The 10286-nt window shown below is 69.2% G+C and carries 14 protein-coding genes and 1 riboswitch; of the genes, 6 read left to right on the top strand and 8 right to left on the bottom strand.

Going from position 1 to position 10286, the window contains the following annotated elements:
* Positions 1-37: 37 nt before the first annotated feature.
* The 3 genes from DFR72_RS33450 to DFR72_RS33440 form a co-directional block, all read right to left on the bottom strand.
* Complete coding sequence (locus DFR72_RS33450) at positions 38-796, bottom strand: CbtA family protein (RefSeq protein WP_090070195.1); 759 nt, start codon at positions 794-796, stop codon at positions 38-40.
* Between the two features lie 21 nt (positions 797-817).
* Positions 818-1006: a CbtB domain-containing protein gene (locus tag DFR72_RS33445; RefSeq protein WP_090070489.1), complete on the bottom strand. Its 189-nt coding sequence runs from the start codon at positions 1004-1006 to the stop codon at positions 818-820.
* Positions 1007-1039: 33 nt separating this feature from the next.
* A riboswitch (cobalamin riboswitch) is annotated at positions 1040-1214 on the bottom strand.
* A gap of 48 nt (positions 1215-1262) precedes the next feature.
* Positions 1263-1913 carry a (2Fe-2S)-binding protein gene (locus DFR72_RS33440; protein WP_090070491.1) on the bottom strand — a complete coding sequence of 217 codons (651 nt, stop codon included), beginning with the start codon at positions 1911-1913 and terminating at the stop codon, positions 1263-1265.
* Positions 1914-1996: 83 nt separating this feature from the next.
* Here DFR72_RS33440 and DFR72_RS33435 point away from each other — a divergent pair, with 83 nt between their 5' ends.
* The 4 genes from DFR72_RS33435 (at position 1997) to DFR72_RS33420 (ending at position 4773) form a co-directional block, all read left to right on the top strand.
* Positions 1997-3202: an RNA-guided endonuclease InsQ/TnpB family protein gene (locus DFR72_RS33435; protein ID WP_090070196.1), complete on the top strand. Its 1206-nt coding sequence runs from the start codon at positions 1997-1999 to the stop codon at positions 3200-3202.
* 124 nt (positions 3203-3326) lie between these two features.
* The gene (locus tag DFR72_RS33430) at positions 3327-3590 is read left to right on the top strand and encodes a phosphoribosyl-ATP diphosphatase (RefSeq protein WP_089912086.1); all 264 of its coding nucleotides are present in this window, start codon (positions 3327-3329) and stop codon (positions 3588-3590) included.
* 14 nt (positions 3591-3604) lie between these two features.
* Positions 3605-4465 carry an ATP phosphoribosyltransferase gene (gene hisG / locus DFR72_RS33425; RefSeq protein ID WP_090070198.1) on the top strand — a complete coding sequence of 287 codons (861 nt, stop codon included), beginning with the start codon at positions 3605-3607 and terminating at the stop codon, positions 4463-4465.
* The gene (locus DFR72_RS33420; RefSeq protein WP_090070199.1) at positions 4462-4773 is read left to right on the top strand and encodes an antibiotic biosynthesis monooxygenase family protein; all 312 of its coding nucleotides are present in this window, start codon (positions 4462-4464) and stop codon (positions 4771-4773) included. The genes hisG and DFR72_RS33420 overlap by 4 nt, the downstream gene beginning before the upstream one ends.
* Here the strand turns inward: DFR72_RS33420 and DFR72_RS33415 are convergent.
* The 4 genes from DFR72_RS33415 to DFR72_RS33400 all read right to left on the bottom strand — a co-directional run bounded on the left by DFR72_RS33415 (position 4734) and on the right by DFR72_RS33400 (position 7420).
* Positions 4734-5348, bottom strand: a complete 615-nt coding sequence (locus DFR72_RS33415; protein WP_090070201.1) for a phosphoribosyltransferase — start codon at positions 5346-5348, stop codon at positions 4734-4736. The two genes, DFR72_RS33420 and DFR72_RS33415, sit on opposite strands and share 40 nt — an antisense overlap.
* Before the next feature lie 175 nt (positions 5349-5523).
* Entirely contained in the window at positions 5524-5769 is a 246-nt protein-coding gene (locus DFR72_RS33410) for a hypothetical protein (RefSeq protein WP_090070202.1), read from the bottom strand.
* 35 nt (positions 5770-5804) lie between these two features.
* On the bottom strand, positions 5805-6575 hold the full coding sequence (locus tag DFR72_RS33405; protein WP_090070204.1) for a thioesterase family protein: 771 nt from the start codon (positions 6573-6575) through the stop codon (positions 5805-5807).
* On the bottom strand, positions 6575-7420 hold the full coding sequence (locus tag DFR72_RS33400; RefSeq protein ID WP_090070205.1) for a RecB family exonuclease: 846 nt from the start codon (positions 7418-7420) through the stop codon (positions 6575-6577). The genes DFR72_RS33405 and DFR72_RS33400 overlap by 1 nt, the downstream gene beginning before the upstream one ends.
* 166 nt (positions 7421-7586) lie before the next feature.
* Between DFR72_RS33400 and DFR72_RS33395 the strand changes: the two genes are divergently transcribed.
* The gene (locus DFR72_RS33395; protein ID WP_090070207.1) at positions 7587-8705 is read left to right on the top strand and encodes a site-2 protease family protein; all 1119 of its coding nucleotides are present in this window, start codon (positions 7587-7589) and stop codon (positions 8703-8705) included.
* A gap of 12 nt (positions 8706-8717) precedes the next feature.
* Positions 8718-9545, top strand: a complete 828-nt coding sequence (locus tag DFR72_RS33390) for a tRNA (adenine-N1)-methyltransferase (RefSeq protein ID WP_090005877.1) — start codon at positions 8718-8720, stop codon at positions 9543-9545.
* Between the two features lie 57 nt (positions 9546-9602).
* Here DFR72_RS33390 and DFR72_RS45890 read toward each other — a convergent pair.
* The coding region (locus DFR72_RS45890) for a hypothetical protein (protein WP_114773851.1) at positions 9603-10286 on the bottom strand (684 nt) is incomplete at its 5' end.

Below are 10286 nucleotides of genomic sequence, written 5' to 3'. Positions count from 1 at the left end.
GTGCGGGGTGGCCGCTGGTCGCGACCACCGCGCACCGTCACGCGACTGCGGCCTTTTCGGAGGCCTTGACCCTCCGCGTGGCCGGATCGATCAGCAGGCCGAACACCACGCCGATGCCGACGTAGAGCGTGGCGAGCTGGGCGAGCGAGCTGAGGCGGAACTGCCACAGCACGTTCACCGGCATGTCCGCGGGGATCGTGTCCGGAGGCGCGGGGAACGCCAGCAGCACCACCGCGGCGGCCGCGGCCACCGCGAGGAGCACGGCCGTCGTCCGCACCGGCTGCGACTGAGCGCGCAGCTGCTCGGCGAGCCAGCTGGCGGCCCACACGATCACCAGACCGGCCACCACCACACCGAGGTAGAGCGCGGTCCGGTAGTTCACCGTCTCCGGGTCGCCCACGGCGGGCGGGTTGGCCGGGTACTTGAGCCACGGCAGCAGCGCCACGGCACCGAACACCGCGGCACCGAACGCGAAGCTGCGGCTGAACGGCGTGCTGCCGGTGAACCAGCGCTTCGACAGCGCGTAGGCCGTGGCGAACACCAGGCCCACCGCGATGCCGACGATCACCACGCCGAGCATGCCGCCCACGATCTGGGTGCCGCGGCTGACGAGCTCTTCCTCGCCACCGTGCGAATGGCCGGCTTCCTCACCGGCGGGTGCCCGGGCCTCCTCGACCGCGAGCGCGGCACGAATCGGGATCTCGGTCACCAGGAGCTGCACCAGCGCGGACGCGACACCGGCGATACCGCCGGCCGCGACTCCGCGCAGCGCGAGGGACTTGTACGTCGTCGTCATCTGCTTGATCAGTGGGTCTGATCAGTGGCAGGGGACGCCGAGGGCGTGGCGGCCGTCGTGGAAGAACTCGTGCAGCAACCCGGAACTCGCGCCGAGCGCGAGGCCGTTCTCCTGCAGGACCAGGTAGGTCACGATCAGGCCGAGCACTGAGACGGCGAAGGCCCATTTGGGCACGCGGACGGCGGACAGGCTTGCAGCGGGGCTCGTCATGACGGGCTCCTCCATACCTCGTGGAAGGTCAACTCTCCTTGCGGCGCCGCAGCCGGTCTCCTGACTCCCGGATCAACGCTGCCCCCGCGTCTTCCCAGTCCCGGAGGGGACCAGTGACGTGCTCGGCGGGGATCGCTTCCCGGTCACAGTGGCGAGGACCGCGCCGGATTCTCACCGGCTTCCCGTCACTGCGGCGCGTGCACCGTAAGTTGATCGGCTCGTCGAGCACAACCGGCCATAAGAGTTGTTGCGTTGCTCACTTCACGAGTGGACAGTCACCACACTTCCCACCTGCGGCGACGCGGTAGTAGAGACAGCAGCTCCTGCGCCGGAAAGTGACCTCGCCGGGAAAACTCAGGAATTCTCCCGCCTGTTCGAACGGCGGCGCGCTCATGAGCCGTTCGCCCCGTTCTTCCGCTTCCTCCTCCGTGAGCATGCGTGCGCGCACAACCATTTTCAGCGCGCCCGCGATGTTCGACATCGCATTGCCCCACAACAATCCGCGCGCCACCGGCGTGACCTGCTGGATCGCTTCCACCACCGGTTCGAGCGCCTCCGCGGCCTGCGGGCCCAGTCGCGGCTGGTCGATGCGGACGCTCAGGCCGTTCGCGGGGTGGTGCTGCCACCACAGGTTCTCCGGGCGCACGTCGATGGGGATGTTCGCGGCGGTAAGCGGGCTGAGCAGCCGTGCCGTGTAGCTGAGGAAGAACAGGCTCGCCGCCACGCGCGGTTCGTCGGCTTTGTACCGGTCGGCGATGGCGTCGATCGTGGTCTTGAGCGCCGGGCCCTCCAGAAGTGCCGTTCCCGGCAGCCAGGAATCGTCGGGCCTGCCCACGTCGAGGGCGAAGAACGGGTTGATCCCGCGCACGCGGCGCAGCGCTTCGAGTACCTCGGCGAACTCAGACACGAAGTTCACGCTACCGAGTGGAATCACTTCGCCAGGCACAGAAGCCCCGATCAGGAGGCGGACTGGTCGGCTAGCTTGAGATCGTGAGGACGGCCTACCGCTGCCGGGCCTATCCGGACCCAGACCAGATCGCGATGCTGAACCGTACTTTCGGGTGCGTGCGACTGGTGTGGAACAAGACTCTTGCCGAGCGGTCGCACCGCTACCGCACCGAGGGCAAGACCACCTCGTACCGGGAGACCGACGCCGCCCTCACTGCCTGGAAGCGCACCGACGACCTGGCCTTCTTGTCCGAAGTGTCCTGTGTGCCTCTGCAGCAGACGCTGCGTCACCAGTACACCGCGTACCGGAACTTCTTCGCCGGACACGCGCGGTTCCCGCGCTTCAAGTCGCGGACGGGCCGGCAGTCGGCGCACTTCACCCGCTCGGCGTTCCGCATGCGTGACGGTCAGCTGCATCTGGCCAAGACCACGGGACCGATGCACTTCGTGTGGTCGTTCGATCAGGTGAATCTGGCCACGCTTGAGCCCAGCATGGTCGTCGTCGCGCGAGGGCCTGACCACCGCTGGTACGTCACGTTCACAGTCGACATCAGCGACCCTGTGCCGCTGCCTGCTACCGGCCACGCCGTCGGTCTGGATCTCGGCGTGAAGGACTTCGTCGTCACGAGCGACGGCCAACGGATCGCCAATCCTCGGTATCTGGAACGCAAGGCGCACAACCTCGCCCGCTACCAGCGGCGTCTGGCTCGTGCGCAACGTGGCTCCAACAACCGCGTGAAAGCCAAGCGAAGAGTTGCTGCCGCGCACCGCAAGGTCTGCAATGCTCGCCGCGATTTCCTGCATCGCACCAGTACTCGCCTCGTCCGAGGTGCTGATGTCATCGCGATTGAGGATCTCGCGGTTGCGAACATGATTCGAAACCGGCGGATGGCGCGCGCGATCAGTGACGTGGCGTGGGGCGAGTTCCGGGCGATGCTGCAGTACACGGCGCATCGCGCCGGACGGACACTCCTGATCGCCGATCGCTGGTGTCCCAGCAGCAAGACGTGCTCAGCCTGCGGACATCTGCTGGCTGAGCTCAGTCTGTCCGTTCGACACTGGACGTGTCCGAACTGTCGCACTCGGCACGACCGGGACCTCAACGCGGCGAAGAACATCCTTGCGGCTGGTCGAGCCGTAGCCCGGCAAGTCACGGGCGATGCCTGTGGAGCTGACGTGAGACGGCGAGGGTTCGCCCTTCCGCTGTCAGCTGTGAAGCAGGAACCCCGCGTCGTGAGGCGCGCCTGATGGCGTCCGACATGAGTCGGACGGGGCTCCTCACCCGCGGGTGAGGAGAAAGTCAAGTCCATGGCCTGGGACAGATGCGACCGCGGTGTGGACGGGGGTCGCCGGGATGGGAGGATGTCGTGCCGTGAAGACCTTCGATTCCCTGTTCGCTGAACTGACCGAACGAGCCGCCACCAAGCCGGAGGGTTCCGGCACCGTCGCTGCGCTCGAGGCCGGGGTCCATGCGCAGGGGAAGAAGGTCCTGGAGGAGGCGGGCGAAGTCTGGATCGCCGCCGAGTACGAGTCCGACGAGAAGCTCTCCGAGGAGATCTCGCAGCTGCTCTACCGCCTCCAGGTGCTCATGCTGGGCCGTGGCCTCACGCTCGAAGACGTCTACAAGTACCTCTGACGGAAGACTTTCACATGCTGCGCGTAGCAGTCCCGAACAAGGGCGCGCTCGCTGAACGCGCCTCCGCCATGCTCACCGAGGCCGGTTACCGGCAGCGGCACGAGCCGCGTGACCTGACCGTGCTCGACAACAACAACGAGGTCGAGTTCTTCTTCCTGCGTCCCAAGGACATCGCGATCTACGTGGCGTCCGGTGACCTGGACCTCGGCATCACCGGCCGCGACCTGGCCGCCGACTCGGGTGCCGACGACAACGGCTCCTCCGTCGAGGAGCTGCTGGCGCTGGGCTTCGGCTCGTCGACCTTCCGCTACGCCGGGCCTCGCGGCACGGACTGGAAGGTCTCCGACCTCGAAGGCAAGCGCCTGGCCACCGCGTACCCGAAGCTCGTGGGCCGCGACCTCAAGGCCCGTGGCATCACCGCGAAGGTGATCCGTCTCGACGGCGCCGTGGAGATCTCGATCCAGCTGGGCGTGGCCGACCTGATCGCCGACGTCGTGGGCTCGGGCCGGACGCTCAAGCAGCACGACCTGGTGCCGTTCGGCGATCCGATCTGCGAGTCCGAGGCGATCCTGATCCACCGCAACGGCTCCGAGGTCACCGCGGCCAAGAAGCAGCTGACAGCCCGCCTGCAGGGCGTCGTGTTCGCGCAGCAGTACCTGATGCTCGACTACGACTGCCCGCGTTCCCTCCTCGAGGCCGCGATCGCGCTGACCCCGGGCCTGGAGTCACCGACCGTCGCGCCGCTGGCCAACCCGGACTGGTCGGCCGTGCGGGCGATGGTGTCGCGCAAGGAGGCGAACAAGGTGATGGACGAGCTGGCCGCCATCGGTGCCAAGGCCGTGCTGGCCTCGGACATCAGGTTCTGCCGGCTGTGATCACGGAGCACGCCCTGCTGGACGTGCTGCCGGGTTCGGCCGAGGAGTTCGAGTGGGCGTTCGGCGAGGCGCGGGAGCTGATCTCCGCCTCGCCGGGCTTCCGCGGCCTCGAACTGCTGCGGTGCCTGGACACGCCGTCGCGGTACCTGCTGCTCGTGCGCTGGGACACGGTCGAGTCGCACACGGTGGGCTTCCGGCAGGGGTCTTCGTATGCGCGGTGGTCTGAGCTGCTGCACCGCTTCTACTCGCCGTTCCCGGTCGTGTCGCACTACGAGAGCGCGTTGAGCACCTCTTCGTCCGTGGTCTGATCGAAGCTCTCGTACCAGCGGCTCACGGCCTGGAAGTGCTTCGGCGTGAGGACGGCGACCACTCTCGTCCTGAACGTCTCGAGCGAGTCCCTCGCGGCTACCGGGACCGCCAGGGTGACGCTCCTCGGTTCGCGTCTGGCGATCCAGTGGAGCGCTGCTCTGGCCGTGACGCCGGTGGCCAGACCGTCGTCCACGAGGATGACGTCGCGGTCCTTGACGGTGAGCGGTTTGTCGCCGCGGTAGAGGGCCGTGCGCCGTTTGGCTTCGGCGCGTTCTTCGTCGCAGGTGCGGCCCAGTTGCTCTTCGGTGAGGTTCAGGGCTCTGAGCACCCTCGGGTCGTAGATCGGCTCGCTGTCCGCGGTGACGGCGCCTACGCCGTACTCGGGGTGGCCTGGGGCGCCGATCTTGCGCGCCACCACCACGTCCAGTTCGGCGTTGAGGTGGTGCGCGATCTCTTTGGCCACCGGGACGCCGCCTCTGGGGAGGCCCAGGACCAGCGGGTCGTGCCAGGGGAGGTCCGCGAGTCGCGCGGCGAGGGCGCGGCCCGCTTCCTGCCGGTTCGCGAACCTCTTCACAGTCCCGCTGACGCTACGCGCACTTCGTCAGTGGAGGCGAGCCGCAACACGATGTGGTGCCAGTGCTGTTCGCCGGTTTGCTCTCTCAGACCACTCGAACCGTGCCGTCGTCGGCCACCGCGTAGATCGATGTCCGCAACAGCTCTCGCAGCCTGGCAGGAGCGCGGAGTGCCGCTCACAGCGACGTCGCTTCGTTTCGAATCACCCGGCCGTGACGTGCGGTGCGATCTTCCACCTCGCCCTGGCGGCAGATGATCTGTCCGGACGCGGTGTGGATGTCGAGGCCCGGTTGGCTGGTCGTGCCCTTTGCCTCGCGGTACAACGTCTCACCGTCTTTCGAGGCGATGACATCCCAATGATCGCGCACGACTTCGACCGCCCAGCCTTCGGATTCGAGCCATGCCTCGAACGCCCGCACCACCAGCGCTTCGTCACCGCGCGCGGCAGCCTGGTGGTCTAGCGTTCGCGGACGAACAGCGCCTGCGCCGTCGTGCCCACCGGCCCGGCCACGTCGTGCACCACGCTGGTCGCGAGCCCGACGCCGTCCGGCCCGATGGTCGTCCGCGCGTCCATGCCGACCCACTCGCCGACAGGGCGGCGGTGCAGGTGGACGGTCAGGTCGGTGTTGATGGCGTACCACTTGCGAATGTCCACACGGGACGAGACGCCGCTTGCCGAGTCGACCACGGCGAACAGCAGTTCTTCCGGCGACGGCTCGGAACCCTCCACCACGGCCACGCGCGGGCGGGCCCACACCTGGGCGTCGCCCGGTGTGAAGACGCCGCCTGACACGGAAAGCCACTCGACCGCGGCCAGGTAGCCGCCGCCCCAGTGGCCGGGGATCTCCATCGGCACGGCGGACTCGGGTGGGGCCAGTGCGGGAACTTCGCCGCCTGCCACCGACGCCGTGTCCGAGGTGACGATGCGCCACGCTCGCGCCGTGAGCACGGTGCGGCCCTCGTGGGACAGGGAGGCCGCCAGCAGCTCCACCGAGCGGCCGGGGCGTTCGACCGAAGTGGACACCGTCAGGTCGGCCACGGGAACGGGGCCGAGCACCTCGAACGTGACGCGTGCCAAGGCCGATGACGGGTTGCCCAGTGCCAGCAACGATCGCACCAGCAACGCCGAGGGCGGGCCGAGGTGCTGGCTGTCCGGGCCCCACGGGCCGACGGTGTGCTCGGTGGAGCGGAAGGTGTCGCCGCCCAGCGGCAGGTAGAAGGCCGGCATCAGTCGCGGTCCTGGAGGGTCTCGGTGTCGTCCGGCTCCGGCCAGCCCGGGTAGGGCGGCGGGGTGCCGTCGAACGCCGGGCAGAAGGCCTTGTGGTCGCAGTAGTCGCACAGGCGGCTCGGGTTGGGGCGGAAGTCGCCCGTCGGCGCGGCGCGCATGATGGCCTGCCAGATCGCGTCTAGCGTGCGTTCGAAGCGGGCCAGCTCCGACTCGTCCGGGGTGTAGGCGAGGGCCTGGCGGTCGGCCAGGTACATCAGGCGCAGCTGGCGGGGGACCACGCCGCGCAGCTTCCACAGCACCAGGGCGTAGAACTTCATCTGGAACAACGCCTTCGCCTCGCCGATCTGGCGGGGCGCGGCGCCGGTCTTGTAGTCCACGACGCGGATCTCACCCGTCGGGGCGACGTCCACCCGGTCGATGTAGCCGCGCAGCAGCACACCGGACGGCAGCTCGGACTCCACCAGCAGCTCGCGCGACTCCGGCTCCAGGCGCCTCGGGTCCTCCAGACCGAAGTAGCCGTCGAGCAGCTTCGTGGCGGACTCCAGCCACTCCGCCTCCTCCTCGCTGCCCTCGACCTCGAACAGCGTCGCGAACTCCGGGCGCTCGGCCTTCACCCGCTCCCAGGCCGGCGTGATCATCGAACGCGCGCGGTCAGGCACCCGCTCGGCCGCGGGCAGTGCGAACAGGTCTTCCAGCACCGCGTGCACCACCGTGCCGCGCACCTGCGCCTTCGTCGGCCTCTCCGGCAGCCGGTCGACCGCGCGGAACCGGTAGAGCAGCGGGCACTGCTTGAAGTCCCCTGCCCGGGAAGGCGAGAGCGCGGGCCTGCGCAACGTGGTGCTCATGGTTCGCACCCTAGGACAGGGGTCTGACAATCCCGGGAGCGCCACCTGGGTACCGGCCGCTCGAAGCCGGTGAGCGCCGGTCCTGAAGACGTGCGCGCCGAGCAGTGCCGCCTCGGGTGAATCGCACCGAACCGCGAGATCACACCACCCCCTCTACAGTGCTCCCGTGGCCGCGCGGATCAGTGATCGAGTGGGCGGCCTGCTGCTGTTCCGGGTGGCGGGCATCCCCGTGTTGCTCGCGCCGTCGTGGTGGATCGGCTCGGCGATCGTGGTGGCGTTCTACGCCCCGTTCGTCGACGACCTCGCTCCCGGCACGGCGCCGGGCGTCGGGTTGCTGATGGCCGTGCTGCTCGCGCTCTTCCTCGGGTTGTCGGTGCTCGCGCACGAGCTCGGCCACTGCGTCGTGGCGTTGCGGCTCGGCCTGCCGGTCCGGCGGCTGCACCTGTTCCTGCTGGGCGGCTCGACCGAGATCATGCGCACACCCGGCAAACCCGCCCACGAGGGCGCGGTCGCGGGGGCGGGGCCTGCCGTGTCCGTGGTGCTGTCGATCCTGTTCGGCATCGGCGCGATGGTCATGACCCAGGACGGCGTCGTGTGGGTGCTGGTCTTCCAGCTCGCCGCCGCGAACGCCGCCGTCGCCCTCTTCAACCTCCTGCCCGGCCTGCCGCTGGACGGCGGCCGGATCGTCAGGGCCGGTGTGTGGGCCATCACCGGGCAACGGGCGATGGGCACGCGTGTCGCCGTGGTCGGTGGTATCGCCGTGGCCATCGCACTGGTGGCGTGGGCGCTGTACGGAGTCGCGGAAGGTGCGGAAGACCGTTGGCTGCGCTTCGGCGTGTGCGTGCTGACGGCGTGGGGTGTCGTCGTCGGTGCGAGGGGCGAACTCGCCAGTGAACGCCGTCGCACCTGGCCCGCCGGTCTGACCCTCGCCGACCTGATCCGCCCGGTGCTCCAGCTGCCGGCGGAGAGTCCCGTCGCGGACGCGCTGAGCACCTCGGCCGGACGGGGTGTGGTGCTGGTGCGGGCGGACGGCGTCGCGGCCGGCCTGCTCGACACCGCGCTGGCCGAGAAGCTCGCCGCGGCAAGCCCTTTCGCGCCCGCGGAGCAGGCGGCCGAGCCGATCCTGCCCGAGACCGTGCTGCTCGCCGACGAGCCCGGCGAGGAGATCGTCGAGCGCGTCCAGGGCACCGCCGCGTGGCAGTTCCTCGTCGTCGACCTGGAGGGCCGCCCGGCCGGTGTGCTGCACAGGGAGGACCTGCGTGCGGCCATTGAGAAGGGCGTTTGACACCATTGCGCGGTGATTAGCGCAAGTGGACCGTTCCAACCGGGCGACCGGGTTCAGCTGACCGACCCCAAGGGGCGGCACTACACCGTTGTCCTCGAACCCGGCAAGGAGTACCACACCCACCGCGGCGCCATCCCGCACGACCTGCTCCTCGGGCAGCCCGAGGGGTCCGTGGTGCAGTCGGTGGGCGGCACGACCTTCCTGGCGCTGCGCCCGCTGCTGCCGGACTACGTGCTGTCGATGCCGCGTGGCGCGCAGGTGATCTACCCGAAGGACGCCGCGCAGATCTGCATGTACGGCGACATCTTCCCGGGCGCGCGTGTTCTGGAGGCGGGGGCGGGCTCCGGCGCGTTGTCGTGCTCGCTGCTGCGCGCGGTGGGGGAGAAGGGCAGCGTCCAGTCCTACGAGGTGCGCGAGGACCACGCGGTCCACGCCATCCGCAACGTGGAGACGTTCTTCGGCGAGCGCCCCGGCAACTGGTCGATCACCGTCGACGACGTGAAGAACCACGAGGGCGAGGTCGACCGGGTCATCCTCGACATGCTCTCGCCGTGGGAAGTGCTGCCCTCGGTCGCGAAGAACCTCATCCCCGGGGGCGTCCTGGTCGTCTACGTCGCCACGACGACGCAGCTCTCCGTGGTCACCGAGGCGCTGCGGGAGATGACGTGCTTCACCGAGCCCCACGCGTGGGAGACGCTCGTCCGCCCGTGGCACGTCGTCGGCCTCGCCGTGCGGCCGGAGCACCGGATGATCGGGCACACCGCGTTCCTGCTGACCACGCGCAGGCTCGCGGAGGGCGTCACGGCGCCCAGGCCGCAGCGCCGCCCCAGCAAGGGCTGACCTGGCAACGCCGAGGGCCCCGCACTCCACCGGAGTGCGGGGCCCTCGCGCGTCAGGTCAGTTGCCCTCGAGCTTGTCGATGCCGCAGACCTTCCAGTCGCCGCCCTCTTTGGACAGCTTGTAGATGATGGCGCCCGACTGGACCTTGCCCGGGTTGTTCGGGTCCTGGAGCCCGGTGATGCTCTGCTTGAACGTGCCGGTGCTGCCCGACGTCTTGACCTCCGACACGGTGGCCTTGACGCTCGGGTTCGGCGCGGCGTTCTGGGGCTTGAGCTTGGGGAACTCCGCCGTGCACACGAGGTCCTTGACGTCGTCCGGGGTGCTGTTGCCCGCGTGGACGCCCTTGATGATCCTCTCGGTGAACTCGTTCGCGACCTTCTTGGCGTCGCTGTCACCGCCGCTCGACGAGCTCTTCGACGACGGCGTGGTCGGCTTCGAGGAGGTGCCGCCCGTCGGGTCCGTGTTCGTGCCCGTGTTCGTCGCCGCGGTGTTGCTGTCGCCGCCCGAGTCGCCGGTGAGCAGGACCACGGCCGTGATGCCACCGCCGACTAGCACCAGCACGCCGACGATGACGCCGATGATCAGGCCGGTGTTGCTCTTCTTGGGCGGAGGGCCGCCGAACCCGCCCGGCTGGCCGAAGGGCTGCTGGCCGTACTGACCCTGCTGCTGCCCGTACTGGCCCTGCTGCTGGAAGCCGCCGCTGGGCGGTCCCTGCTGGCCGAACGGGTCCTGCTGCGGCTG

The sequence above is a fragment of the Lentzea flaviverrucosa genome, from assembly GCF_003350445.1.
In the GTDB taxonomy this organism is placed as follows: Bacteria; Actinomycetota; Actinomycetes; order Mycobacteriales; family Pseudonocardiaceae; genus Lentzea; species Lentzea californiensis.
Note: the sequence above shows the minus strand (reverse complement) of the source record. Positions and strands in the feature narration are given on the sequence as shown.